Annotated in this window: 19 protein-coding genes; 9 read left to right on the top strand and 10 right to left on the bottom strand. The window is 62.9% G+C overall.

Features of this window, described 5'->3' with window-relative positions:
• Window positions 1-17: 17 nt before the first annotated feature.
• Together BM374_RS24320 and BM374_RS24315 are read right to left on the bottom strand one after the other, a co-directional pair.
• A complete protein-coding gene (locus tag BM374_RS24320; protein ID WP_092297718.1) occupies window positions 18-851 on the bottom strand; it encodes an AraC family transcriptional regulator in 834 nt (277 codons plus the stop codon).
• A 213-nt stretch (window positions 852-1,064) separates the two neighbouring features.
• Window positions 1,065-1,412 (bottom strand): hypothetical protein, encoded by a 348-nt coding sequence (locus BM374_RS24315; RefSeq protein ID WP_092297715.1) that lies wholly within the window; start codon window positions 1,410-1,412, stop codon window positions 1,065-1,067.
• A 197-nt stretch (window positions 1,413-1,609) separates the two neighbouring features.
• On the opposite strand from BM374_RS24315, the gene BM374_RS24310 reads away from it, so the two are divergent.
• Window positions 1,610-1,834 carry a hypothetical protein gene (locus tag BM374_RS24310; protein ID WP_092297712.1) on the top strand — a complete coding sequence of 75 codons (225 nt, stop codon included), beginning with the start codon at window positions 1,610-1,612 and terminating at the stop codon, window positions 1,832-1,834.
• Between the two features lie 275 nt (window positions 1,835-2,109).
• On the opposite strand, the gene BM374_RS24305 is transcribed toward BM374_RS24310, so the two are convergent.
• The gene (locus tag BM374_RS24305) at window positions 2,110-2,766 is read right to left on the bottom strand and encodes a glutathione S-transferase family protein (protein ID WP_092297708.1); all 657 of its coding nucleotides are present in this window, start codon (window positions 2,764-2,766) and stop codon (window positions 2,110-2,112) included.
• A gap of 120 nt (window positions 2,767-2,886) precedes the next feature.
• Between BM374_RS24305 and BM374_RS24300 the strand changes: the two genes are divergently transcribed.
• The gene (locus BM374_RS24300; RefSeq protein ID WP_092297705.1) at window positions 2,887-4,110 is read left to right on the top strand and encodes a polyhydroxyalkanoate depolymerase; all 1,224 of its coding nucleotides are present in this window, start codon (window positions 2,887-2,889) and stop codon (window positions 4,108-4,110) included.
• Window positions 4,111-4,141: 31 nt separating this feature from the next.
• Here BM374_RS24300 and BM374_RS24295 read toward each other — a convergent pair whose 3' ends face one another.
• The 6 genes from BM374_RS24295 to BM374_RS24270 form a co-directional block, all read right to left on the bottom strand.
• Window positions 4,142-6,046: a diguanylate cyclase domain-containing protein gene (locus BM374_RS24295; RefSeq protein ID WP_177248500.1), complete on the bottom strand. Its 1,905-nt coding sequence runs from the start codon at window positions 6,044-6,046 to the stop codon at window positions 4,142-4,144.
• A 120-nt stretch (window positions 6,047-6,166) separates the two neighbouring features.
• Window positions 6,167-8,356, bottom strand: coding sequence for a glycosyltransferase (locus BM374_RS24290; RefSeq protein ID WP_092297702.1), 2,190 nt, complete (start codon window positions 8,354-8,356; stop codon window positions 6,167-6,169).
• Window positions 8,357-8,368: 12 nt separating this feature from the next.
• Window positions 8,369-9,424 (bottom strand): HlyD family secretion protein, encoded by a 1,056-nt coding sequence (locus tag BM374_RS24285; protein ID WP_244552682.1) that lies wholly within the window; start codon window positions 9,422-9,424, stop codon window positions 8,369-8,371.
• Window positions 9,425-9,962: 538 nt separating this feature from the next.
• On the bottom strand, window positions 9,963-13,292 hold the full coding sequence (locus tag BM374_RS24280; protein ID WP_092297695.1) for an adenylate/guanylate cyclase domain-containing protein: 3,330 nt from the start codon (window positions 13,290-13,292) through the stop codon (window positions 9,963-9,965).
• Window positions 13,293-13,604: 312 nt separating this feature from the next.
• Window positions 13,605-14,105 carry a hypothetical protein gene (locus BM374_RS24275; RefSeq protein ID WP_092297692.1) on the bottom strand — a complete coding sequence of 167 codons (501 nt, stop codon included), beginning with the start codon at window positions 14,103-14,105 and terminating at the stop codon, window positions 13,605-13,607.
• 370 nt (window positions 14,106-14,475) lie between these two features.
• A complete protein-coding gene (locus BM374_RS24270) occupies window positions 14,476-15,501 on the bottom strand; it encodes an AraC family transcriptional regulator (protein ID WP_092298047.1) in 1,026 nt (341 codons plus the stop codon).
• Between the two features lie 186 nt (window positions 15,502-15,687).
• Between BM374_RS24270 and BM374_RS24265 the strand changes: the two genes are divergently transcribed.
• The 5 genes from BM374_RS24265 (at window position 15,688) to BM374_RS24245 (ending at window position 20,453) form a co-directional block, all read left to right on the top strand.
• Window positions 15,688-16,137, top strand: a complete 450-nt coding sequence (locus BM374_RS24265; protein WP_057743125.1) for a cupin domain-containing protein — start codon at window positions 15,688-15,690, stop codon at window positions 16,135-16,137.
• A 104-nt stretch (window positions 16,138-16,241) separates the two neighbouring features.
• On the top strand, window positions 16,242-17,735 hold the full coding sequence (locus tag BM374_RS24260) for a flavin-containing monooxygenase (protein ID WP_177248499.1): 1,494 nt from the start codon (window positions 16,242-16,244) through the stop codon (window positions 17,733-17,735).
• A 91-nt stretch (window positions 17,736-17,826) separates the two neighbouring features.
• Window positions 17,827-18,900: a hypothetical protein gene (locus BM374_RS24255; protein WP_092297689.1), complete on the top strand. Its 1,074-nt coding sequence runs from the start codon at window positions 17,827-17,829 to the stop codon at window positions 18,898-18,900.
• A 150-nt stretch (window positions 18,901-19,050) separates the two neighbouring features.
• Window positions 19,051-19,293, top strand: a complete 243-nt coding sequence (locus tag BM374_RS24250; protein WP_244552681.1) for a hypothetical protein — start codon at window positions 19,051-19,053, stop codon at window positions 19,291-19,293.
• A 2-nt stretch (window positions 19,294-19,295) separates the two neighbouring features.
• On the top strand, window positions 19,296-20,453 hold the full coding sequence (locus tag BM374_RS24245) for a YncE family protein (RefSeq protein WP_092297686.1): 1,158 nt from the start codon (window positions 19,296-19,298) through the stop codon (window positions 20,451-20,453).
• A 4-nt stretch (window positions 20,454-20,457) separates the two neighbouring features.
• Here the strand turns inward: BM374_RS24245 and BM374_RS24240 are convergent, their stop codons facing one another.
• Window positions 20,458-21,006 (bottom strand): hypothetical protein, encoded by a 549-nt coding sequence (locus BM374_RS24240; protein WP_244552680.1) that lies wholly within the window; start codon window positions 21,004-21,006, stop codon window positions 20,458-20,460.
• A 268-nt stretch (window positions 21,007-21,274) separates the two neighbouring features.
• On the opposite strand from BM374_RS24240, the gene BM374_RS24230 reads away from it, so the two are divergent.
• Complete coding sequence (locus BM374_RS24230; protein ID WP_092297683.1) at window positions 21,275-22,468, top strand: efflux RND transporter periplasmic adaptor subunit; 1,194 nt, start codon at window positions 21,275-21,277, stop codon at window positions 22,466-22,468.
• Window positions 22,469-22,480: 12 nt separating this feature from the next.
• On the top strand, window positions 22,481-25,636 hold the full coding sequence (locus tag BM374_RS24225; RefSeq protein ID WP_092297680.1) for an efflux RND transporter permease subunit: 3,156 nt from the start codon (window positions 22,481-22,483) through the stop codon (window positions 25,634-25,636).
• Window positions 25,637-25,889: the final 253 nt, after the last annotated feature.

Raw genomic sequence — 25,889 nt, 5'->3', positions numbered from 1 at the left:
TATGCCAGCGTTGCGCGTTACTCTCGCACCGGCAGCCAGATTTCAAGCCCGCCATTGCCGGTCACAGGGTCGAACTTCTCGTCGTAGCGCTCGAAGTTCGGCGCGTCCGCGGCCTTCAATCCAGATGCCGGCAACCACTGATTCCAGATCGCGCTGACGGTGCGGCGGATCGAGGAGATATGCTCGGTGTGGGTGAACACCGCGTAGCGCTGCTCGGGAATACGGATCCGGCCGAAGCGGCGGGGCAGGTCGGAGAAATCGGCGACCTCGACGCCCGCGATATAATCGAGATTTCCGGCATCGTCGCCATTGCAGCAGACGCCGTAGGCGATGTTGCCGATGCGTGCGGGAATATCGGCGACCTCCCGGTGGAAGCGTTGCCACAGGCCGGGAATGGCCGCGCCGTTGTCGCAGGAGATGCGCTCGGCGGGGCCGGCAACGAGAAGGGCCTTTGCAGTTTCGAAACGCGGCGCCTTGAGATTGTCAGATATGGTGGAGTCCATGAGGATCGGCTCCTGTAGCTTGAGGTGGTCGGTGCATTTCGCGGTCCTGACCGCTTCGGGCGTGACGCCGAACTGATCTCGGAATGCGCGGGTGAATGCTTCGTGCGAGCCGTAATCCGCGTCGAGCGCCAGTGACAGAATGTCCGGCGCGCCCTTGGCAAGGCTGCGCGCCGCTTCCGTCAGCCGCCGAGCCCGCGCGTAACGCATCACCGGATAACCGGTGGCTGCGGCAAACGCGCGCACGATGTGGAACCGCGACACGCCTGAGATCGCGGCGATCTCGTCGAGCGTCATCGGCTCGGCCAGATGGCTCTCGATATACCAAAGCGCGCGCTGGGCTGGGTTCATGGTTACGGCTCCCGTTCGAAGCGGGGATGGTTTAAGTGAACGCGAGGCACGCCGCTTGATCGCCATTGCTCTCGTGCCCCGGGCGCGGCGCAGCACGTTAGTGATGCGCTGCAGAACCGGCGCCCATTTCACCACGCCACTAGCGGCGCCAGGGTCCCGGCTCTGCGTCGCGTCATTGCATGCCGCGCCGCGTCGGGGACACGGCAGCAATAACTACTCCTTGTCTTTCGGCGGGGGCGCATCCTGTTTCTTCTTCAAATCATCCGCCTGCTTCGCCTGTGCCGCCTGCAGATCGCCGATGGTCTTCTGCAGACCTGCGAGCGTCACCTTCAGCGCGTCGATCTGCCTGCCGGCGGCGTCGATCTTCTGCTGGTGATCGAGATTGAGCTTGGTGATGGTCTTCTGCAGGAAATCGACATTGCTCTGGAGGCAGCTGGTGCGGCGCTCCATCGTCTTCTCGACCGTGCAGATCTCGATGCCGGGAACGTCCTGCGCCGCGACCGGCGTATGCGCGACGAGCGGTAACACGGCGAAACAAACGGCAGCGATCCGGCGCAGCATGAAAGGTTCCTCATCAAATCGATCACAGCAATGTGCGCCGATTGCGCGCAGCCGCGTGAGGTTACCACACTCGTACCGCATTCTCGCGTTGAGCTTGGCGTGTTCTCTCGAACGATCCTTTGAACGGGGGAGCAGTAAACCGCGCGCGGACGAAGTGGGCGCTCTTTCCGCGGCTTTGATTAGGGGAGATTTTTGGAATGGCAACGCGCGACAGACGTCTGGCGGAATTCGACGGCGCCGGCGAACCACCACCTGGCCTGGCAGTCGAGGTTTTGTGCGAGGATCACAGCGGAACGTACCAACTCCCGTTCGCCTGCCGCTATGTCGAGGGACGCTGGCAGAACCATGAGGCCGGCATCGCGGTCGAAGCCACCGTCATCGGCTGGCGCGTGCCGCGGGTGAAGCACTCCGGCGTGTCTTGACGGTGCCTGTGTCAAAATGCAACGGGGCCGCGCTCCATCTTAACGAACGGAACGCGGCTCGAACGAATCACGTCCGAATCAGCCCTTTGGCGTCGTACGCGGCTGTTCACGGCTAGATCTCGACAAGGCGTTCCCGGCACGCACAAGATCTGCGCAGCGGATTTCTGCCTTGCACCGATGACGGGCGCCAAAAGTTAATGATGACAAAGCCATAGCGGCCGGTGAGGACGCCTGCGATCGTCGCCCCGGAAACAGGCAGGTCGTGCGAGCTCTGCCTAATATTCGACCTCGAGCTCCTCGATCTCGGCCGGCTCTTCCCTCGCCGCCGATATCCATTCCTTCATCTCGTCCATCGCCATGATGGTGTCGGCATACGCCTTCAACCGCGGCTCGAGCTTGACGTCGTAGGTGACGAAGCGCGTCACCACGGGCGCGTACATCGCATCCGCCATGGTGCGGGTCTCGCCGAACAGGAACGGACCGCCTGACTTCTCCAGGCAATCGCGCCAGATGAACCAGACCCGGTCGATGTCGGCCTGGGCGCGCGACCAGATCTTGAAGCCGGGAAAATGCCCCTTCAGATTGACCGGAAGCGAGGCGCGCAGCGTGGTGAAGCCGGAATGAATTTCGCCGCAGATCGAGCGGCAATGCGCGCGCCGGACACGATCATGAGGCAGCAGCCCCGCGTCCGGCATCACCTCGTTGAGATATTCGGCGATCGCCAGCGTATCCCAGACCGTGGCGCCATCGTGCCGCAGGCACGGCACCAGGATCGAGGACGACAGCAGCAGGATTTCGGCGCGCGCGGAGGCATCATCCGGCGCGGTGACGATCTCCTCGAAATCGAGCCCGGAAAATTTCGTCAGCAGCCAGCCACGCAGCGACCAGGACGAGTAGTTCTTGCTGCTGATGGTCAGTGTCGCCTTCGCCATGGGGCCCTTCCCTCACGTTTTCGGCCCAACGAGCAGCAAGCGACGTGCCAATTGTCAGGGAGAGCTGCCCCTGTCTGGCTCCGATATTGCATGGCCCCCGGGACAGGTGGGCGCTTCAGCATGATGTCGATGTATTATCAGGCCTTTCAGAACCAGATGGACCTGACCGCGCCCTGGCGGGCGGGCGCTTCGTCGGCGCTCAAATTCCTCCATCTGGTGCCGCAGGGGTTGTCGGACCAGGTCGTCGCCCGGCTCTCGGCAGCGCTGGAGCTGATCTCGCGCTCCACCCTCACCTATGACCGCCCGGCCTACGGCATCGACAGCGTGATGGTGGGCAACCGCGAGGTCGGCGTCACCGAGGAGATCGCCTACGCAACGCCGTTCGGCTCGCTGCTGCACTTCAGGAAAGACGGCGCGATCGAGCAGCCGCGCATGCTGCTGGTCGCGCCGATGTCCGGGCATTTCGCCACGCTGCTCCGCGGCACCGTGAAGACGCTGCTGCAGGATCACGACGTCTACATCACCGACTGGCACAATCCGCGCGACATCCCGCGCAGTGAAGGCCGCTTCGGGCTCGACGACTACACCGAGCATCTGATCGACTTCCTCGGCCAGCTCGGCCCGCGCCCGCACATGGTCGCGATCTGCCAGCCCTCGGTCTCGGCACTCGCGGCGGCCGCGATCATGTGCGAAGACAACCATCCCTCGCGGCCGGCGACGCTGACGCTGATGGCAGGGCCGATCGACACGCGGATCCAGCCGACCAAGGTCAATGAGTTCGCCAAGAGCAAGCCGATCGAATGGTTCGAGCGCAACCTCATCAACTACGTGCCGGTCCAGTGCCGCGGCGCGCTCCGGAAGGTCTATCCCGGCTTCGTGCAGCTCACCGCCTTCGTCTCGATGAACCTCGAGCGTCACATCAAGCAGCATCTCGATCTCGCCAACCACATCGCCAAGGGCGAGACGGACAAGGCGGCGAGCATCAAGACCTTCTACGACGAATATTTCGCGGTGATGGATCTGCCGGCCGAGTTCTACATCGAGACCGTGCGCGACGTGTTCCAGGAGCACCTCTTGCCGCAAGGCAGACTGATGCATCGCGGCCGCCCGGTGGACACCAGGGCGGTCAGCCGCATGGGCCTGATGACGGTCGAGGGCGAGAAGGACGACATCTGCTCGATCGGCCAGACGCTCGCCGCGCAAGACCTCTGCACCGGCGTCCGCGCCTATCGCCGCGTGCACCACATGCAGGCCGGCGTCGGCCATTACGGCGTTTTCTCCGGCAAGCGGTGGAACAACGAGATCTACCCGCTGCTGCGGGATTTCGTGCACGTGAATTCGTGAGGCGCATACCGCGGCGCACCAGGGCTGCTCTTCAAGCCCGTATCGAGCTGGGCCACGCGATGACTTGCCCCGACATCACAAGGCGGTTGCGTCCGCTCTCCTTGGCGGCGTAGAGCGCCTTATCGGCAGCTGCTATCAACGACGTGCAATCCTGTTTATCGCCGAACGACGTATGTGTGGCGCCACCAATACTGAGGGTGACCTGCTTGGATGGCGGGTTGAGCGCGTGCAGGATGCCGAGGTCTTGAATCGCTTGCCGGATTCGCTCGCCGACCTGCTCGCACCCTGCCGTGTCGGTATTTGGTAGCAGCAAGGCGAATTCCTCACCACCATACCGAGCGGCCAAGTCTGCCGGCCGCCTGGCCTGCTCCGCCAGGACCCCGGCGACCGAGCGGAGACATGCATCGCCCGCCTGATGTCCGTACTGATCATTGAAACGCTTGAAATGATCGACGTCCATCAACAACAGTGACAGAGGCCTTCCTTCGCGCCTGGCTCTGTCCCATTCCGCCTCTAGCCGCTCGTCGAAGTGTCTGCGGTTTGCCAAGGCCGTCAGGCCATCCGAACTGGCGAGAGCCGCGAGCTTATCTTCCAGGTCCTTACGTTCGGTCATGTCGCGCGAGATCGCCACCACGCCGTTGATGTCTCCACTCTGCGCACTCCTGGCGACGCGCAGCGCGGTTTCGATCCAGACCTCGCCCTTCTCGCGATGCCGAGTGCGATAAGTGATTCTAGCCTCCTCGGCTTCGCCATTCATCAGCGCGGAGATCGTCTCCTCAACCCGCGCCAGATCCGCCGGATTTATGCCGGCGAGGGCCGACGTATCCACCAATTCGTTCGGAGCCCAGCCGAGAACTCGCGCGCTGGACGGCGACGTATAGAGGATCCGTCCATCGACTGCTATGCGCATGACCATGTCGCCCGACTGCTCCGCGAGGAGACGAAAATCAGCCTCCTTGGCGATCAGAGCAGCGGCCATCTTCTGCCGCATGTGCAACTGGCGCACCAGCAAAAGCCCCGCAACAGCGAGCCCTCCTATCAGTCCCAGCACCGCAGCCATGCGCGTCAGCGCCGCCCTGCGCCAGGGGGCCAAGACGTCGTCTTCCGATTCCGTCGCAACCACGACAACAGGGTAGCGACCGCTGAGTTGATAAAAGCTCAGACGCCGAACGCCGTCGAGAGGCGACGTGAAGTAGTAGACGTCGGCAGTTGGCCGCTCGCGAAAATTCCTAAAAAGTGGTGCATTCGACAGATCGCGGCCCGTATATCCGTTGTCCGGGCTACGCGCGAGGACAACGCCTTTCGCGGTCGCCAGTGCAATTGAGCCGTTCTGGCCAACGTCGAATCCCCGATAGAATTGCAAAAAATAGTCGACATCGATCGTGGTAAGAGCCACTCCGGCAAAACTGCCGTCAGGATGATTGAAGCGCCTTGACGCTGTGATGATCCATTGTCCCCCCGACCTGCTCCTCACTGGACGCCCAATGAAGATTCCCCGTTCGGCCACAGCGCGATGATGCTGGAAATACTCGCGGTCGCTGTTGTTGAGGCCGGCGAAATCCACAGGCTCGCTGGTTGCGAGCCAGCGGCCGGTCTCGTCATAGACGAACACAGCGCGGATCCGGTTCGCGGCTTTGCGCCGGGAAAGAAAGGTCTGAATCTTGGCGATCGCCGCCGGGCTGGTTCCCTCCAGTTCGAGTTGGCCGACCAACACATTGAGAACGGTGTCCGCGAGTTCGAACGTATCGTCCGCGTGCTGCGTCACCGACCGCGCCAGATTGGCCATGTCAGTTTCGGAGCCCTTCAGCAGCGTCTGTCGCGAGGACCACTCCCGCCAGACGCTGAGCGCGACAATCGCGAAGCAAGCGACCGCCACGAATGTGGAGGCCCAGAGCGTCAAGCGCCCTTTGCGAAGATCGCTGCGGTGATCGATCAAGAGACGCTCCCTGCACCCTCAACCCCGGTAAACGCTTTGGGCTAGGGGATGGTTGCTCGTTCCGGTTGAGATTTTTGGCAGAGCACCGGAAGCAGACTGACGAGAAGGACAGCACAGCAATCAGCTCGGCGCGGCGGCCTCGAGCACTGTGCCGGCCACTCGGCCAAAGCCAGGTTCACTGAAACTCGTCGGATGCAGGCTTCGAGCTCCGGCAAGATGTGCAAAATCGTCTGTCCGCGGTTGAGGCCGAATGACCATGCTCTCTGCCGGCAGACGCTCGGTCGGCGAGACCGACGCGGGCTTCGCGCCGCCTGCAACATGGGGCAACGGCGCGGCCATCGACCAGATGTTCTTGAGCATCGCCCTGTTCACCGAGCACGCGACGACACCGTTCCCCTTCAGACGGGCGACGGTGAAGAGCTTGCGGATCAGCAGGTCTCGTTCAAGCGACTGCGGCAATTTGAACTGCACCCCGATGAGCCGGTCCCTGCGTTGCGCAATCACCGCATCGACCCATCCCACCTGCATGATGTGCACGCGGAGCTGTTCTCCGGCGCGAGGACAGTCAATGCCGGAGCCAAGCAGAACGCCCGCGCCAGAGAGGGAGATGTTGCTCACGCGCCCAGTAAGCTGCTCGCCGGTCCCGGTCTCGATCAATATAGTTTCGTCGATGTCGAAACGCTCCTCGGTACGTCCCATCCGCGCCTGCAGCGAGGTCATGCAGACGAAGAAAAGCACGACGATGTTCACGACCGACCAAAACGCAACCATCGGTAGAGCCGCCGGATGATCGATGACCCGCCATTCCGGGATCGTGTTCAGAACCACACCGACAACTGTCAACGCCATCAGGACCGCCGACGGCCAGAATATCTCCGCGGCGTAACTCGCGCGCCGCGCGGCAGCGCCCTTGGGCGTCACCCTGAACGCATGTCCTGTCGGCTTGACGAGAGTCCCCAGCACCGTCGGCAGGAGCTTGAAGCTCTGGATCGTCGCCGACACCTGAGCGGCGAGCGGAAAATGCGCATGCGGCGCGAACCAGGAGATGCCGCCGTTGAGCGCCAGGATCGCGGGGAACAAGTAGTAGAACACCGATTCGGGGGTGACGTCGACGACGGGCGCCAAGCCGGTCCACATGAAGACGATCGGAACCACCACGACCATGAGCGCCCGCACGCCCAATGAGAGCCAATGCGTCGGAAAGAAGAGGAGCCGATGCATCAAGCTCAGTCCGGGGCCGAGCGGGCCGGCGGCGAGGTATAGCGTCTGGATCGCACCACGCGCCCAGCGTTGCCGTTGCACGAAAAAGGCATCCAGGCTTTCCGGCGCCAGTCCAATCGCCAGCGGTTCGCAGAGATAACGGGTGACGTATCCCTTGCGCAGCAGGACGAGCGTCAGCAGGATGTCTTCCGTAATGGATTGCGTCGGCAAGGCATCGCCCACCTCGCGAAGTGCTGCGCGACGCGTGACGGAGTTGGAACCACAACAAAAGGCACCATCCCAGCCGTCGCGCGCGGGCATAATGGAATCGAAGAAGAACCGTTGTTCGTCCGGCAGTCCCCTGTGCAGGCCGAGATTCGCCTGCATCGGGTCCTCATTGTAGAAGGCGTGCGGGATCTGGACGATTCCGATCCTTGGATCAACGAAGAAGCCCATCGCACGCATCAGGAAATTGCGTTGCGGCACGAAGTCCGCATCAAAGATCGCAAAGAACTCGCCGTTCGTCTTGGTCAGGGCATGATTGATATTGCCGGCCTTGGCATTCAAGTTGTCGGCGCGCGTGAGATAGCCGGCGCCCTTTTGCGTGCAGAGTGTCCTGAGCCAAGGCCTGCGACCATCATCCAAGACCCAGACCTGGAGATTTGGATAGTCCAGACACAGCGCGCCCGTGATCGTCTTTTCCAGCACTTCGAATGGCTCGTCATAGGTCGGAATAAAGACATCGACCGAGGGCAGCTCATCATCCGGCAGGCTGCGAAGCCGACGCTCGTGCTGATCTGCTTCGCTTCGGCGATCGGTCCTGCGAAGGAACGTCAGATAAAGAATGAACTGATCTGTGAAGGTCAGGAGTTCGACGAACAGACAGAACCAGATCCAGCCGACCTGATACCAGGTCCCGCTCGCCGGCAACACGGTGGTAAAAATACGCCACTCGAGATAGCGCGCGACCACAAGCCAAACCGCGACAAAGACCGCGCCACGCGCCCAAGGGCGCGCGACTTGGAAGGTCGGCGCCAACAGGTACATCGCAGCAAATATGCCCAGCATCGGCGCGAACAGCTGAGAGAGAGGCAGAGTCATGGCTTGCATGGAACATCTCGCTCACAGGGGCGATTGGTCGAGTTCCAGGCGAGCGGTCAGCCATTTTAACCTCGAGCTGACCAATCGTAGCAGGCCGTCGGCTCTGCGCTCGAAGCGCACCTCAGCCAACCGTCCGATATCGCAGGAGCCGTTGCGGTCGGCCGACGTCTCATTGGGCGGAAGCGATATCTCAACGGTAATGTTGCCCGGATCAGGCCGCGGCACCCGAGCCGCAAGCAGCCGATCATCGCCGTACGCCGCCGATCCGCGGACCTGCCGGATCTGGCCGGTCTTCCATTCGCGGCTCCCAATCAGACGGACGGTAGCCGCATCTCCGGCCTTGATCTTCTCGAAATCGCGCTCGGGTAGTTCAACAACGATAAACCGGCGTTCGCAATCTGCGAAATCGAAGACCGACTGCCCTTCCGTGACCACCGAGCCCGGGCTGGCCGCGACTGACCAGACCACATGGGCTGCGGGCAAGGAAAGGTCGTAGTGGTCGAGACGATCAAGTCGAGTGCGTTCCTCTGCGATTTCCGCGGCCAGCTGCGCGGCACGTGAGCTGTTCTGCAACAGGTCCGTCTCGAGCTCCTGGCGGCGGAGGACAAGCCGCTCGCGCTGCTGCTGAGAATAGGGCACGTCATTGGCATCGCCACGAAGATAAATGCCCTTCTCGGCCGCCCCCAATTCCGTCCTGAGGCGCTGCAGGCGTTCATCGGCCATCTGGCACCGCGTTGCGGTTGCCTCCTGCGAGGCCTGGGCCTCACCGGAGCGGATCTGCGAACTGATGCCGAGCTTCACGAGCCTCTCCATCCGGCCCGCGACATCGATGCGCTGCCGCGCCTCAGCGAGACAGCCGCCTTTTTCAACTTCCGTTTCGCCGATCTCGTGGCTCAGGCGCGCGACCATCCCCGAACGATAGTCCTCGCTGCGCTCGCGGAGTTTGCGATCGAGCTCGGCGATCTCCTCGAGTTGCCGACGTGCGAGCTCGGCGCGTTTGGTGGACACGGCAAGCTGCTGATCAAGGTCCATGAAGTGCCGGCGATCCGGCGAACGCGCCTCGACCAGCGGCACCATCCGGGCGTGCTCGAAATATTCGCCCTTGCGTGGAAGATCGGACGAGAGCTGACCCGCAATCGGCGCAGTCACCCGCATGAGCTCGGCATTGACATAGGCGGAGGGAGCGACACGGTAGGTCACATACGGCAACAGGGCCCATCCGCTGAGAGCGATGATCCCGAGCGCCAGCGACCGCCGAGCGATCCGGCTGCGAATGAGACGTTCGACATGCAAGCGAACCACGACTGAACCTCCAAATGGGCTTTGTTCGCTCCGCCTGCCCCTTGCGAAGACAAGCCAATCGCCACATGGCCCTGGCGTCGGAACGAAGTCTGAGCCTTGAGGCAACGAGCAATCCGGCAACATTGCTGAGCCGAAATCAGGATTCGCCGCCAGACTCGCCCTCGCAACCACGAGAAGCATATCCAGGTTTCACCACAACAGGTTATGGCGTGTCAAAACCGGAGAACTACGGCTGCGGAATCGAGGAATAAGATGCCGACCTGTTCTGGCTTGAAGTCGGCGCGGCGCTTGTCGCGAGCGAATGGCGGCGCGGCTAACGCCCATCCCCAAGCAGCTCCTTCGCTTCCGCAACTTCGGGAAGATCACGCTCCGCCTCGAATTCAGCGAGGATGGGTGCGAGCACTTCGGATGCCGCACCTGCTCGGCCATTTGCCTTGTGCAGGTGGGCAAGTCCAAGCGCACTGCGCAGCTCGAAGGTCTTCGTCTGTTGGTGCCGCGCGATTTCCAGCGCTCGCTTGAGGTCGTCTTCGGCACTGGATTCGTCCGAAGAACCATGGCGCGACAGAAGCCTTCCGCGGACACGATGCAGCTCGGCATCAAGCCAATGCTGACCGGACTGTGCGGTCCGGGCGATCACGTCGCTCAGGATTTCCAGCCCCGTTTCGACCTCGCCCGCCTCTGCATTCGCCACGGCGACATGCATCCCCCAAAACGGTTCGCAGAGGTAACAATCGTTCTCGTGCAGCAAGGTCCAGCCGTGACGCATGTCCGCAAGTCCAGCCGTGCGGTCACCGGCACGCCACTTGGCGAGGCCATTCAGGTAGGTGCCCGCGGCGACATACAGCGGCATCGTGTGGTCGCGCGCGAGACCGAGCGCCAGGATCGTCTCTGTCTGCTGCAACATGCCCCCGCAGACCCCATCGAACACCGCGCGATGAACCAGCGCATTGGCCCGGGAAAGCGCCCGTGTCTCCCCAGGCGCACCCACCGCTTCGGCGGCGAGCCTGCGCGCACGAGCGGTAATGCCGAGCGGCCAGAGCACCAGGGCAAGGAATCTCATGATCACGAACGGCAGATCCAGCGCCGACGCCCTGAATGTCGCGGGATCCGGTTCGGCACCATAGATGGCCAGCGCCCGCTCGAGATGCGTTCGCGCATTGACGTAATCGCCTGCGAACCAGCAGGTGACGCCGCCCGTCCAATGGGCAACGACGGCGGCCACCGGGGAGTCCGGCCATCGGTCGGCGGCGCCCCTGATAGCATCCGCCAGCTCCTGCATCGGAGCGAGTTCGCCCTGCGTCAGGCAGGCGTTGAAGAGCCCCGAATGAACAGGCGCAAGTTCAACGGGATCATCGATGTCGGCGGCGAACTGGCGCGCACGAGTCCATGCCGCGATCGTTTCGGGGGCGCTGTGCCCGAGACGGCCCCTGAGTGCACGGCCATATGAGATTTGAAGATGCAGTCTCGTCATCATCAGGCGGGACCCGTCAGCCAGTTCGTCTGCCGTCGCAACGGCCTTGCCGAGATGCGCGACCGCTTCGGAATAGGCAGAGCGTTTCAGCGCCAGCTGGCCCGCCTTGCGCCACCATTCGAGAGCGACCTCGCACAGGCCCGCCTCGGTGAAATGATGCGCCAGAACTTCCGGCTCAGTTTCGGCGACGACTGGAAACTTCTCACGCAGCACCTCGCCAATTCTCGTGTGAAGCAGCTGCCGCTTGCTCTTGAGCAGACTCCCGTAGGCCGCTTCCTGAACAAGGGCGTGCTTGAAACTATAGTTTGCGTCGGGAGGGGACCCACGGCGAAGCAGCAATTCGGCCTCTTCTAGTTGTTCTAGCGCAGCGCTCAGGGTGAGATCGTCGCGCCCCGCCACGTACTTCAACAGGACGTATGAGAAGTCGCGGCCGATTGCGGCGCCGATCTGCGCCACCTCTTTGACCGGAGCGAGCCGGTCGAGCCGCGCCATCAGCGAATCCTGCAGCGTGGCGGGGATAGCAAGCGGCGGAAGCGGACTATTCAAGCGATAGCGCCCGGCATCTTCGACCAGAAGGCCGGATTCCAGCACCATCTTGGTCAATTCCTCGACGAATAGCGGGACGCCATCGGTCTTGTCGATGATCTGCTTCATCAACTCGCGTGGCAACTGGCGACCGACAACCACCTGTTCGACGAGCGCGCGCGTGTCCTGCCGATCGAGCCGGTCGAGCCGCAACAGGCCGACATTGGAAAGGCCCGACCAGGACGGCTCGAACTCCGGCCGAGATGTCATGAGCACGAGTATCGGCAGCGCTCTGATCCGATCGACCGCGAGGTCAAGCAGCTCCAGGGTCGTGGCGTCGGCCCAATGCAAATCCTCGCAGATGATCAGCAGGGGCTGATCTCGCGCCAAGCCCTCGAGCTGATCGAGAAGGACGGCAAATGTCTGTCGCCGCTGCTGCGCCGGACTCAAGCCAAGGGGCGCGCGATGGTCGCCGGTTGGAATCGAAAGCAGAGCCGCAATGAGCGATGTTGCCTGGGCGACCTGCTGGGTTCCAAGCGCAAGCATTGCCTCGAGCTTATCGAGCTTTTGTTCGGGCGTATCGAGCGAGCGGATTCCGGCGGCGCGTTCGAGCTGGGCGACAAACGGATGAAGCGCGCTGTTGGTATGGTAAGGCGAACACTGATATCGGACTCGGCGGTGCGTCCCCAACGAGGGGCTTTCGGACAGCGTTGCGACGATACGCGACTTGCCGATGCCTGCTTCACCGGAAATCAGTACGATCTGGCCCCGGCCCTGCCATGCCTCCCGCTGCCGCGACAGAATGAATTCGATCTCATCCTTGCGGCCCACAAAGCCGATCGAGCGCGCGGCACGGACCGCCTCGAAGCGGCTCTCGGATGCGGTCGCCCCTTCCACCGCCCACACCGCAATGGGCTCGCCTATCCCCTTAACTTCGCGGCGGCCGAGATTGCGAAAAGTGAAGAGATCCCCAAGCAGCCGGCGCGTCGATGACGCAACGACGACCACCCCCGGCTCGGCAATGCTCTGAAGCCGAGCAGCGAGGTTTGGCGTATCGCCCACGGTCGCGTGCTCCTCTGACGCTTCTCCACTGATGAGATCGCCGACCACCACAAGCCCGGTCGCAATTGCGATCCGCAGCTCAACCAGTTCGCCGGCGCCTGTTTTGAGCTGACGAATTGCGGAGATGATGTCGAGGCCCGTACGCACGGCGCGCTCCGCATCGTCTTCATGGGCTCGCGGATAGCCGAAATAGACGAGTATTCCGTCACCGACGAACCTGACTATCTTGCCGTCGTAAGCGGCAATGACGCGCGCGCATGCGGCGCGGTAGGTCCGGATCACTTCCCACATATCCTCGGGATCGAGACGCGCCGTGAGTGCAGTCGAGCCGACCAGATCGCAAAACATGATGGTGAGATGGCGCCGCTCGGCGTCGTGAGCAGGAGTCGGCGATGCGATCAATGCGGCCGGATCGAGGTCGGCAATGGCACGCAGCATTTTGCGACGATGACCGAGCAGAACTCCAAGCTTGTCAAAGTCCTCATCCATCAGCTCGGGGAGGACATCCACATCGATCCCATTTTGGGCAAAACGCTCCGCGTATTGCCCAAGCCCCAGCTTCCCGAGCCACTCCGCAATCTGCATGGCTCACCCATCTCATGGCTGGCGATTACAGACTCTTGGACCACGGCCGCGACGAGACAATATGTCAACGGCGCCGCGATGGCACGCCTTGTTTTGTTCTGCGACAATTTGGTCACTCGTGATCGACGATGCTTTGGGCGGGCACAGTTCGATACGAACGGCTGCGCTATCAAGCATCCCTGGCGTGCGGAGTTGGACGGCAGGGGCGGCGATGAGTCCTCACGCCTCACTCCATGTCTGAATCCGACCAACACAGCGGCTTGTGCTCACAGACAATGTCAAAAGAACATTCTCCGTGAGCGCACAATACCTTCATTGCTCGTTCGTCGGCGCCTCGTGGCTGCGAGCCATCGTGCCCGCCGCAACCTGAAGCGAAGAACCAACCGCCCAACAGCCGGCCACAAAGCCTGTCATAGCGTTGGACAGATTTTGATCAAGGACAAGAATACTGACGGACAGAGTTGCCGCAATCGCCGCGCCGAACGTTCCGGCCGCACTCATGATTTCAGCCGGCTCGGAACCGCTCCATTCTTCCGAGATGCTCGACTGCCGCCGTCCGACACTGCCGGACAAGTCAATTCCGACATAATAGCTGAGAGCTCCGTAGAGCATTGTAATCAGCACGATCCAGCCGCTTTCAAACAGTCCGTCTTTCTGACGCAACAGGGTCGCACCCACGTAGAGGCCGCATGATGCTCCGACGGCCGCCAGCCCAATTCTTTCGAGAATATGGACCGATTTGATCAGACTGGAACGGGCGATCCCAAGACCGCTCAGGTGACGTGTGAGGGAAATTGCGCTGCTTATCTTCATTTGGGGGCTCCTTCTGAGCAATTGGCAGCCTACTGCCGACCCCGAGTAGAATCTGCCGGGACGCGGTTCTCGATGGCCCTTGATTCCAATTTCAGAAAGATCAGTGCTGAGTGATGGGGCTGACTTGCTCGCGAAGGCGAGAGCCAACCCAAAGCTGCGAGCACGCGGCTGCGCAGATATTGCAACTCACCCGTGTTCGTCAGCAAGCGCCGGGTGCGGCAATTTCTTGCGGGAGTGGTAGTTCAAAACGTGAGGGAGGGATTATGAAGCGGTTCACAGACCGCTGTTCCCGGTTAGTCGATCCGGTCACAATTTCCTGAGGACGCCTGAGGCTGGCAGGGGCGGCCGCTGGAGCCTGGCTTCGTCAATTTCAGCTCATCCGCCGCCGCAGCGTCGCCGACGGCGTCTCGCCGAATTTTGCGCGATAGGCGCCGGCCATGCGGCCGAGATGGGTAAAGCCGAGATCGAAGGCGATGTCGGTGATCGACGCGCCCGGCGAGGCCTGCGCGAGCCGCCTGTGCAGACCAGCGAGGCGCAAGTCGAGCAGCATCTCCGAGATCGATAGCCCGAAGTGACGGCGGAAGCCGAGCTGGAGCGCGCGGATGCCGATTCCCGCCGCGCGGGCAAGCTGTGCGAGATCGAGCGGCTCGCCGGCATTGTCGGCAAGATGGTCTCGCGCGGCGCGGAGCGCGCGCGGCAAGCGCTCGGCCCGCCCCGAGAACATCTTGATCGCATCCGACCGGCTATGCGGCAAGCCGCTGAGGAGGCGATCGAGCAGCACCTCGCGCCAATCGGCCATCGCGACGGGCGACATCAGGCCGGATGGTCCGAGACGTTCGGCGAGCGTCATCAACTCCGCAACACTGAATCGCAAGGCCTGGCCCGACGGCTTGTCCAGGTCGACCGCGGGATCGAACTCGACCGCGCCGGCTGCCGAGCCCGACAGCGCCGCGGCACGTTGCTCGAGCATGCGACGATCGAGCAGCAGGATCGCCTGCGCACAGTTGCTCCAAACCATCCGGGTCGGGATGGTCGGCGACAGCAGCGAGGCGGTCCGGCCAGGGGCAGCATCGACTTCGCCTGCGCCGACACGAATGTGAGCTGTGCCCGAGAGTGGGATCTGCACCAGGAAGAAGCGATCGAGGCAGCCGGGGTCGATGTTGACCGATCCGCCATAAGCAACGTAGTTGATGGAAAAGCCGTCGAAAACAGCGCAATTGTGCCGCGCGGAGAACCCGGCCGCGCGGGGCTTTGCCGGCTTGAGATCATGCGGACAGAAGATGCGCCCGATCTGTTCGGCCGCTTCATCGACATCATCGGTGGCGACGCGGGCAAAGGCCGCAAGCCGCCCGGCTTGAGACACCCTTGCGCTCATTTCCTGCACGGCTGCGGACATCATCGACCACGCATGGCGTCACGGAATTGCTTTAAGCCTATAATAGTTGCCGGAAGCCGAAAAGGGCCATCTGGCGAAATCGTCGTGCTGCATGGCAACAGCGCGCCGGGATTCGTTTAGCGGATAGACAGGCACCCCATAGCTGGCCGAAGCTCTGTCCCCGCCGGAATCCATCAGGAGCAAGCCATGACTGCACTCGAAAAGGGCATTACCGCAAACGGCACGGGCTATGGCGGCAAGAGCTGGAACATTCTTGGCCAGGTCTATTTCCCAAAGGCCGTCACCGACTCCACCTTTGCGTTCGAGACCAATAGCGATCCCGGCCAGTTCGTGCCGGTGCACATTCATCCGACCCAGGACGAATTCATCCTCGTGCAGGAAGGCACGCTCGACCTCAAGCTCGACGGCGTCTGGGTCAAGGCCCATGCCGGCGATCTCGTGCGCATGCCCCGCGGCATCCCGCACGGCTATTTCAACAAGTCCGACAAGCCGTGCCGCGCGCTGTTCTGGGTCTCGCCAATGCAGAAGCTGGAGGCGCTGTTCAACCAGCTCCACAATCTGACCGACCCGGCAGAAGTCGTGCGCATCTCGGCGCTGCACGAGGTCGACTTCCTGCCGCCCGAGGCCAACGACTAGGCATCCCGCCTAATCCACTTTCATCTGCTTGCAGCTCCGCGGGCCGCGCCTTGCGGCCGAACGTTGTTGCTTGCGCGCGAAACATCCTGATTGCGAGCCATCCCATGGTCAGCTCCAAGCGTGTCTGCGTGATCGGTGCCGGCGTCTCCGGCCTCGCTACCGCAAAAGCATTCTCCGCCCGCGGCCACCGCGTCACCATCGTCGAGCGCAGCGGCGACCTCGGCGGCGTCTGGGAGCCCGCACGCTCCTATCCCGACGTGCAGACGCAAAGCCCGAAGGATCTCTACCGGTACACCGACCGGGCCATGCCGGACACCTATCCGGAATGGCCGACCGGGCCGCAGGTCCATGCCTATCTCGTCGACTACGCCAAAAGCTTCGGTCTCGTCCACATGCTGCGCCTCAACACGTCGGTCACGGGCATGGCGCGGCGCGCCGACGGCAAGCCGGGCTGGACGCTGACGCTGACGACCACGGAGGGCGCGAGCACGAACGAGGATTTCGATTTCGTCGCGGTCTGCATCGGGCAGTTCAACGAGCCGCGCGAGCTGCATTGCCACGGCGAAGACGGTTTCCTGGCGCAGGGTGGGCAGATCCTGCACTCGTCGAAATACGGCGATCCGGCACTTGCGAAAGGACGCCGCGTCGTCGTGCTCGGTGGCTCGAAGTCGGCGACCGACATTGCCGTGAACGCGGTGAAGTCGGGTGCGCGCGAGGTCACCATCGTGATGCGCGAGCCGGTGTGGCGGATCCCCTATTTCATCGGCGGGCTCGTCAACTTCAAGCGCATCCTCTACATCCGCGCGCAGGAGGAGATGTTTCAGGGCTGGGATGCGAGCCCTCTGACGCGGCTCGCGCACCGCATCACCGCGCCGCTGGCGTGGGCGAACTGGCGCGGGCTGGAGAGCCTGCTCAAGGCGCAGCTCAAGCTCAACAAGTGCAAGATGGTGCCGAAGGAGCGGATCGAGGACGGCGTCAACTGCTCGGTGCCGATCGCAACGCCGGGCTTCTATCCGATGGTCGCCGACGGCCGCATCAAGGCGGTGTTCGGTACGTTCGATCATTATGAAGGCGACACGATCGTGATGAGCGGCGGCGAGCGCGTCGGTGCCGATGTCGCCGTGCTCGCAATCGGCTACAAGCTCGGCGTCCCGTTCCTCCCCGAGGCCTATCAGCAAAAGCTGGTCGATGCGGACGGGCAGTACCGGCTCTATCGCCTGATCGCCAATCCTGACCTGCCCGATCTTGGCTTCGTCGGCTTCAACTCCTCGTTCTGCACCGTGCTCTGTGCCGATCTCGCGGCCAACTGGCTGGTCCGCTATGCCGACGGGCAACTCAAAAACCAGCCGACGGCGCAGCAGATGCACGACAACATCGAGATGATGCTGCACTTCAAGCGCGTCGAGCGGCCGGCCGCCGGCGTCTATGGCGGCCTGTGCGTCGCGCCGTATCACTACCGTCATTTCGACGAGCTGATGGCCGACATCGGCACGAAGCAGCAAAAGCGCGGCGGGCTCGCCGGGCGTTTCCAGCCGCCCGATGCGGATGCCTACGCCAAGTTCCTGGCTTCGGCGCCGGAATATCGGGCGACGGGATGAGATCGGAGAACTCGATTTGAAACTCGCCACGCTGCGCGTTTGAAGTTTACGATCCCATGACGGACGAATCTCCGGGATGTGGGAACCTGCCATGGGACGACGATGTCACGCCGCAGCAGCCGTGGCGGTGATTGGGCTGCTGCTCATGATGCCCGCCACAAGCCGGGCGCAAGCGCTGACGCCGGCGCAATCGGACGCGCAAGCCGCCTACGATCGGGCGCTTGCCGATTTCAAGTCGATCCTCGCCGAAAGGCGCCATCAGATCGAAGCGAAACAGCCGCTGCCGAACCTGCCGGGCCAGACGCTTTACCTGGCGCGCGTCGCTGTCATCAGCACCTACAAGGATCTCACCGACGCCATGCCGTCGCGGATCGGCAAGCCGAACAAGTTCGGGATTCCCCCGGCTTATTTCGATGCCGCGATCGAGCCGCTGGTCGACGAATATGCTGACATCTTCGAGGTCATGGAGGCGCCGCCCGCGGACGCGCAGAACTCGGCAACACCGTTCAAGGACGTCGTCGATCTCGGCACCGCGATTGCGCGCGCCAAGGGGCTTGGATCTAAAGACGCCAACGCCGCAGGCCGCATCAGCCTCGGGCTGTTCTATGCGGAGACCAACGGCAAGCAAAACGTCCGCAATGCGCGCTCAAACACCTATATGGGCAGCTTCCAGACCGGCCCGTCAGAGGACCGCAACGGTCAGCGCAAATGGGAGGCCATCAAGGGCACGATCGCGACGCTCGATCCTGCATTGAACGCCCGTGACGACAAGGAGGAGGCGCGCTCCCGCGGCACCGATCGCCGCTTCAATCACTGGACCAACGTGCGCGACGGGCTCATGAACGCGCACGCCGATCTGTTCCGCGAGATCCCCGCAATCGTGAAGACGCTACCCGATCCGATCGAACAGATGAAGCTGTTCGAGCTGATCCAGATCATCCCGACTCCGACGCGCTCCGCGCTGAGCTCGGGCGACTTCCTGAACTACAGGGTGTCCAATCCCACCGTCATGAAGCACCTGCGCAACAACAGCATCTTCGCCTTCGGCAAGACCGACCGGGCGCGGAGCTCAGCGAGCTTCCGCGAGATTCTCGCCGCGATGTGGCTGTTCAAGCGGAAGTTCGACAAGGCGATCGTGAAATATGCGGAGATCAAGGGGCGCTAGCGCGGTCCGGGCCGTGGCAACGTCGCTTATTCCGTGGCCGCGCACAAAAATCGCGGCGTTCAAACGGTTGCAGAAATCGTCGGGGTGCTTTTAGCTAGGCGAAACAGGGCGAAGGCCTCACGAAGAGCGCCCGTCGAAGTGGGGTTTTACATGATCGATTCCGGCCTCGGCATCATCCGCATTGCCGCCCTGAGCCTGCTCATGTCCGCGCCTGCCGCAGCGCACACGCCGCAGCAGCCGCCGCACCAGCTCTTTGGCGAGGGTGACCTCAAGCTGGAGAGCGGTGAGGCGATCAAGGATTTTTCGATCTCCTATGTGACCCACGGCACCCTTGACGCCGACAACTCCAACGCCATCCTGATGGTGACGGCGATATCTGAAACGGGAGGCTGAATATGAGAGCACGCCACATCGCCTCGGCATTGGTCGCAACGTCGTTCGCCGGCCTTGCGATCACAGCGAGCCATGCCGAGATCGTCGTCACCGCCAATGATGGCAAGATGGTGCTGGAGAACGGCAGCGCAGTGGTGCGCAAGCAGCCCCTTCCCGACACCGTCAGCGTCATTGACTTCACCGACGGCGCGCTCAAAATCCTTGGCGAGGTGCCGGCCCCCGCCAGTGTCGTCGGTCCGCCCCCGAGCGTGGCAATCGCGCCGGACGGCTCCTTTGCCCTGGTCACGGGCGCGATGAAGGTCGATCCGGCCGATGCGACCAAGACGGTGCCCGACGACAAGCTCTCCGTGCTCGACCTGAAATCCTCCCCGCCCAAGGTGCTCGCGACGTTGCAGGCAGGCGCCGGCGCAGCCGGGGTCTCGATCAACCGCGCAGGCACGCTGGCGCTGGTCGCGAACCGCAGCGAGGGCACCGTCTCGGTCTTCACCATCAACGGCAACACGCTGACATCAGCGGGCAAGATCCCGCTTGGCGATGCCAAGTCGGGCCCGAGCCACGCCGTCTTCTCGCATGATGGAACGACCGCCCTGGTGACTCGCGACGGCGACAGCCGGATCTCGCTGCTGACCGTAGACGGCAACAAGGTCGAGTATGCCAAGCGCGACCTCTATTCCGGCGTGCGCCCCTACGACATCGACCTCACCGCCGGTGCGACCGCCGTCGTCGGCAATGTCGGCGCCGGCGGCGGAGACACCGACACGATCAGCCTGATCGACATGAATGCGAAGCCGATCCGCGTGGTCAACACGATCAGCGTTGGACAGACTCCGGAAGGCGTGAAGATTTCGCCGGACGGCAATTACGTCGCCATCACCGTCATGAATGGCTCGAACAAGCCAGCCGCCTCGCCCTTCTTCAACGATTTCGGCTTGCTGAAGGTCTACAAGATTTCCGGGACCGAGCTCGCACCGGTGGCAGACGCGAAAATCGGCCATTGGTGCCAGGGCATGGTGTGGTCGAAGGACTCCAAATATCTCGTGACCGAGTGCATGGTCGAAAGCGAACTCATCGCGTTCTCATTCGACGGCAAGGCGCTGGCCAGGACTTCCACGCTCAAGATGCAGGTGAGCCCCGCCGGCATCCGCACGGCTGAGCCGTAAGCGCTCACCGATCCAGCGAGGCGGGGAACTGGTCGGCGGTCGGTCGCGTGCCATCGGGCGTTCGAACCGTGAGATGCGGAATCCGGACACGCTCGCCGGGCCACAGCCATTCGTTCGGTCGATCACCCGCAGCCAGACGCACCGGATCGGCGCGGACCAACGCTCCGGACGTCACGACCCCATTCTTAAGTGTCGCCGTCATGTACAACCGATCAGGACCATCGAAGGCATAACGGAAGATGCGAAAGCCCGTCATGGTCAAGACGCCATCGACGACGGTCGCCTGGTCCCGCCACCATTCGCGATTCATTCCGTTGAAGGCCGAGTCCGACCGGGCGAATACGAGGTCCGCATGCCCGTCAGCCCTGACGCGCTCAACCACGAGGATGTGCCGGTCGTCTTGCCAAGTCCCGATCCACGCGCCCTGGAAGCGCGCGATCTCCGGCGGCACGTCAGCTGCCGGCGGCTCCATCTCGAACCGGGGCGGCAACGGGACGATGGTTTCCGGATCGACCGTCAGGGGTTGGGCCTGGGCGCTCTGCATCATCAGCATCAGCGACACCATTGAGGTTGCAAGCCAACGTCCAAGCATGTGCCCGCAAGTCGAAATCCAATGCGGCGGGATGGTCTGCATCACGCTGCCTTTGACACAATCCTGGTCGACCGTGCACGCGGTGAAAAGCGATTTATCATGACAAACCTGTCGAAGGTCACGTCACTGTTTGCAGTGCAAGGGCTGCGACTGCCATGGCTATGGTGTTTCACGACCCGGCATTTGTTGGTAGCGTGCCGAACCGACAGACAATCATCGGGGCCACCGAATGACCGCAGCGAATCCCGCCGATTCCACACAATTCCATGGCGCGCGGAGGCATATCGGACGGGCCTTGGCCGCCGCGGCAACCGTGGTTGCACTCACCGGCTGCGAGGACAAGAACACGTTCGTCGCGCCACCGCCGCCGAAGGTGGATGTCGCAACCCCGGTGCAGCGTCCGGTCACGCGCTATGTCGAGGCCACCGGCAACACCGCGCCGATCAAGAGTGTCGATCTGGTCGCACGCGTGCAGGGTTTTCTGCAAACGATCGACTACAGCGATGGCACCTTCGTCAAGCAAGGTACCCAGCTGTTCACGATCGAGCCCGAGACCTACAAGCTCAAGCTCGAGCAGGCGCAGGCGGCCGAGGCCGGCGCACAGGCCTCGCTCCGACAGGCCGAAGCCGATTTCAAGCGACAAAGCGATCTCGTACAGCGGCAGGCGGTCTCGCAAGCGACCCTGGACACCTCGACCTCGACCCGCGACAACGCCCAGGCCAACCTCCAGCAGGCCCAGGCCAACACCAAGCTCGCCGAAGTCAATTACGGCTACACCAAAGTGACCGCCCCGTTCGATGGCATCGTCAGCGCGCACATGGTCTCGGTCGGGGAGCTCGTCGGCGTCTCCTCCCCGACCCAGCTCGCAACCATCGTCGCGATGGATCCGATTTACGTGAACTTCACCGTCAACGAGCAGGACGTGCTGCGCATCCGCGCCGAGGCCGCACGCCGCGGACTGACCGCGGCCGACCTCAAGCAATTCCCGATCGAAATCGGCCTCCAGACCGAGACCGGCTATCCGCATGAGGGCAAGCTCGACTACGTCGCGCCGACCCTCAATTCATCGACCGGCACGCTTGCCGTGCGCGGCCTCGTGCCCAACGACAAGAGGGTGCTGCTCCCTGGTTATTTCGTTCGCGTCCGCGTGCCCTTCACCCAGGAGAAGGACGCCCTCCTCGTCCCCGATACCGCGCTCGGCAGCGATCAGGGCGGACGCTATCTGCTGGTCGCCAACAAGGACAATGTGATCGAGCAGCGCAAGGTGCAGATCGGGCCCACCGATAACGGGCTGCGCGTGATCGAAAGCGGCCTCAAACCCGACGACCGCGTGGTTACGTCGGGGCTGCTGCGCGTGATTCCGGGCCAGAAGATCGACCCGCAGCCGAGAAAGATCGAGCAGCCGCAGGCCGCGAGCAAGTAGGGGCTGGCAGCCATGATCTCAAAATTCTTCATCGAGCGGCCGGTCCTCTCCAACGTCATCGCGCTCTTGATGATCCTGATCGGCGGCGTCGCGCTGTTCAACCTCGCGATCGCGCAATATCCTGACGTGGTGCCCCCCACGGTGCAGGTGACGACGCGCTATCCCGGCGCCAGCGCCAAGACCGTGATCGACACGGTGGCGCTGCCGATCGAGCAGCAGGTCAACGGCGTCGAGGACATGCTCTACATGCAGTCCTACAGCGGCTCCGACGGCACCTATACGCTGACAGTAACCTTCAAGATCGGCACCGATCTCAACTTCGCGCAGGTGCTGGTGCAGAACCGCGTCTCCAGCGCGCTCTCGCAGCTGCCGTCCGCCGTCCAGAACCAGGGCGTCACGGTGCAGAAGCGGTCGACCTCGATCCTGCTGTTCGTGACGCTGACATCGCCCGACAAGACCTTCGACAGCCTTTACTTGAGCAACTACGCCACCATCAATATCCGCGACGAGCTCTCCCGCCTGCCCGGCGTCGGCAACGTCACCGTATTCGGCGCCGGGCAGTATTCGATGCGGGTCTGGCTCGATCCGAACAAGCTCCAGGTCCGCGGTCTCGTGCCGCAGGACGTCATCAACGCGATCCAGCAGCAGAGCCAGCAGGTCTCGGCCGGACAGGTCGGTGCGCCGCCAACGCCGCCGGGCCAGGCATTCCAGTACACGCTCAACGTCAACGGCCGGCTCGACGACACCAGCCAGTTCGAGAACATCGTCGTCAAATCGGGCACCAGCGGCGACGTTACGCGGGTGCGCGACGTCGGCTGGGTCGAGCTCGGCGCGCAGACCTACAGCCAGATCTTCTCGCTGAACAAGCAGCCCGCGACCGGCATCGGCGTATTCCAGTCGCCCGGCGCCAACGCGCTCCAGGTCGAACAGGCCGTCGAGAAGAAGATGGTGGAGCTCGCCAAGCGCTTTCCGGAAGGCATCAAATACGACACGCCGTTCGACACCACGAAATTCGTGAACGCCTCGGTCCACGAAGTCTATATGACCCTCATCGAGGCCGGCCTCTTGGTGCTGGTCGTGATCCTGGTGTTCCTGCAGGACTGGCGCGCGATGTTGGTGCCGGCGACGACCGTGCCTGTGACCATCATCGGTGCCTTCGCCGCGATGGCAGCGCTCGGCTTCACCATCAACATGTCGACGCTGTTTGCGATCGTGTTGGCGATCGGCATCGTCGTCGACGACGCCATCGTCGTGGTCGAAGGTGCGGCCCACAACATCGAGAAGGGCATGAACGGCCACGACGCCGCGATCAGTGCGATGGACCAGCTGTTCGCGCCGATCGTTGGCATCACGCTGGTGCTGATCTCGGTGTTTTTGCCGGCCTCGTTCCTCGCCGGCCTCACCGGGCGGATCTATTCGCAATTCGCGCTCGTCATCGCGGCGACCGCGCTGCTGTCTGCCATCAACGCGGCGACGCTGAAGCCGACGCAATGCGCGTTGTGGCTGCGACCGGCGGTACCGCCGGAGCAGCGCAATTTCTTCTACCGCGGCTTCAACGCGGTCTATGACCGCGTCGAGCGCGGCTATACAAGGCTGATCACGTTCCTGGTGAAGCACGCCACCGTCTCGGTCGCGTTTGCATTGCTCGTGATCGGGGCCAGCGGCTACGGCCTGTCGCGGGTGCCGACCGGCTTCCTGCCGATCGAGGACCAGGGCTATCTGATCGCGGCCGTGCAGCTGCCCGACGGCGCCTCGCTTGAGCGGACCCAGAAGGTGCTCGACAAGGCTGCCGATATCATCAAGGACACGCCCGGCGTCCAGCAGGTCATCACCATCGCCGGCATCTCTGCGCTGGACAACAGCGCCAGCCTCGCCAACGCCGGCGTCGCCTACATCATCCTGAAGGATTGGGAGGCGCGCGGCAAAGGCGAGGATCTGCGCTCGCTGGTCTACGGCCTCAACGACAAGGTCGCTGATATCATGGAGGCGCGCACCTTGGTGCTGCCGCCGCCGCCCATTCAAGGCATCGGTAACGCCGCCGGCTTCTCGATGCAGGTCGAGCTGCGCGACGGCAACAGCGATTTCGCGAAACTCCAGGCCATCACCGGGGCGATGGTCAGCAACGGTCAAAGCCAGAGTGCGCTCCAGCGCGTGCAGTCCTCGTTCCGCTCGTCGGTGCCGCAGTTCAATGTCGAGATCGACCGCATCAAGACCCAGACGCTGCATGTAACGACCGACCAGGTGTTCGCGGCGCTGTCGACCTATCTCGGCTCGTCCTTCGTCAACCAGTTCAACAAATTCGGCCGCGTGTTCCAGGTCTACACCCAGGCCGATCCTGCCTTCCGCATCACCGAACGCGACATCGCCAACATGATGGTGCGCAACTCGAACGGCGACATGATCCCGATCGGCACCGTCGCCACCATCACGCCGGCTACCGGTCCCTCGCTGATCAGCCTCTATAACCTCTATCCCTCTTCCACCGTGATCGGCCTGCCGGCACAGGGCTATTCCTCCGGCCAGTCGCTCGAGCTGATGGAGGACATCGCGGACAAGACGCTGCCGCCGGGCACCGGCTATGAATGGACCGCGATGTCCTACCAGGAGAAGGCCGTCTCGAACCAGATCTACTGGGTGTTCGGCCTTGCGATGCTGCTGGTCTACCTCGTGCTCGCCGGCCAGTATGAGAGCTGGTATGCGCCGATCTCGGTGATCCTCGCGGTGCCCTTGTCGCTGCTGGGGCCGATGCTGATCCTCTCCGGCCTCAAGATCGACAACAACCTCTATTGCCAGATCGGCCTGATCCTCCTGATTGCGCTGTCGGCCAAGAACGCGATCCTGATCGTCGAGGTCGGGCTCGAGCTGCACGGCCGCGACGGCAAGCCGATCATCGACTCCGCGATCGAGGCGGCACGCGCCCGCTTCCGTCCGATCCTGATGACCTCGTTCGCCTTCATCCTCGGCGTGGTGCCGCTGGTGCTCGCGACCGGCGCCGGTGCCAGCGCGCGCAAGTCGATCGGCATCACCGTGTTCTCGGGCATGCTGGCCTCGACCTGCCTTGCGGTGCTGTTCGTTCCGGCGTTCTTCGTGGTGGTGCAGCGGTTCGAGAACTGGCGGGCCTCGAAGAAGGCGCCCAAAGCGCAGCCGGTCGCGGAGGTGAAATCCTGAAACAACCCCATGCACAGTAGACATCGGGTTGAAAAGGCTCGAAACATTCGATTTTCCAGAAAAACGGTTGCGCCGTCGGGCAAAACACCGGCATAATGCCATCATGGGCGGCATGCGTGACGTGCCGTTCTCCCCCGCGCACAGCGCCGCGCCAAAATACGATTGTCACATCTGCGCCGTCAGGGGTGTTTCACAAAATTCGTCCGGAACGCGAACCAGAACGCTCCGCACGCGTTGGGTGTATTTCTGTGCG

Source organism: Bradyrhizobium sp. Ghvi (assembly GCF_900115265.1).
Taxonomy (GTDB): domain Bacteria; phylum Pseudomonadota; class Alphaproteobacteria; order Rhizobiales; family Xanthobacteraceae; genus Bradyrhizobium.
Note: the sequence above shows the minus strand (reverse complement) of the source record. Positions and strands in the feature narration are given on the sequence as shown.

Bases quoted from the DNA above. Each gene is read 5' to 3' on its own strand.
- BM374_RS24320 (WP_092297718.1), bottom strand. From the start codon at position 851: ATGAACCCAGCCCAGCGCGCGCTTTGGTATATCGAGAGCCATCTGGCC.
- BM374_RS24315 (WP_092297715.1), bottom strand. From the start codon at position 1,412: ATGCTGCGCCGGATCGCTGCCGTTTGTTTCGCCGTGTTACCGCTCGTC.
- BM374_RS24310 (WP_092297712.1), top strand. From the start codon at position 1,610: ATGGCAACGCGCGACAGACGTCTGGCGGAATTCGACGGCGCCGGCGAA.
- BM374_RS24305 (WP_092297708.1), bottom strand. From the start codon at position 2,766: ATGGCGAAGGCGACACTGACCATCAGCAGCAAGAACTACTCGTCCTGG.
- BM374_RS24300 (WP_092297705.1), top strand. From the start codon at position 2,887: ATGATGTCGATGTATTATCAGGCCTTTCAGAACCAGATGGACCTGACC.
- BM374_RS24290 (WP_092297702.1), bottom strand. From the start codon at position 8,356: ATGCAAGCCATGACTCTGCCTCTCTCTCAGCTGTTCGCGCCGATGCTG.
- BM374_RS24285 (WP_244552682.1), bottom strand. From the start codon at position 9,424: ATGGTGCCGCTGGTCGAGGCGCGTTCGCCGGATCGCCGGCACTTCATG.
- BM374_RS24280 (WP_092297695.1), bottom strand. From the start codon at position 13,292: ATGCAGATTGCGGAGTGGCTCGGGAAGCTGGGGCTTGGGCAATACGCG.
- BM374_RS24275 (WP_092297692.1), bottom strand. From the start codon at position 14,105: ATGAAGATAAGCAGCGCAATTTCCCTCACACGTCACCTGAGCGGTCTT.
- BM374_RS24270 (WP_092298047.1), bottom strand. From the start codon at position 15,501: ATGTCCGCAGCCGTGCAGGAAATGAGCGCAAGGGTGTCTCAAGCCGGG.
- BM374_RS24265 (WP_057743125.1), top strand. From the start codon at position 15,688: ATGACTGCACTCGAAAAGGGCATTACCGCAAACGGCACGGGCTATGGC.
- BM374_RS24260 (WP_177248499.1), top strand. From the start codon at position 16,242: ATGGTCAGCTCCAAGCGTGTCTGCGTGATCGGTGCCGGCGTCTCCGGC.
- BM374_RS24255 (WP_092297689.1), top strand. From the start codon at position 17,827: ATGGGACGACGATGTCACGCCGCAGCAGCCGTGGCGGTGATTGGGCTG.
- BM374_RS24250 (WP_244552681.1), top strand. From the start codon at position 19,051: ATGATCGATTCCGGCCTCGGCATCATCCGCATTGCCGCCCTGAGCCTG.
- BM374_RS24245 (WP_092297686.1), top strand. From the start codon at position 19,296: ATGAGAGCACGCCACATCGCCTCGGCATTGGTCGCAACGTCGTTCGCC.
- BM374_RS24240 (WP_244552680.1), bottom strand. From the start codon at position 21,006: ATGCTGATGATGCAGAGCGCCCAGGCCCAACCCCTGACGGTCGATCCG.
- BM374_RS24230 (WP_092297683.1), top strand. From the start codon at position 21,275: ATGACCGCAGCGAATCCCGCCGATTCCACACAATTCCATGGCGCGCGG.
- BM374_RS24225 (WP_092297680.1), top strand. From the start codon at position 22,481: ATGATCTCAAAATTCTTCATCGAGCGGCCGGTCCTCTCCAACGTCATC.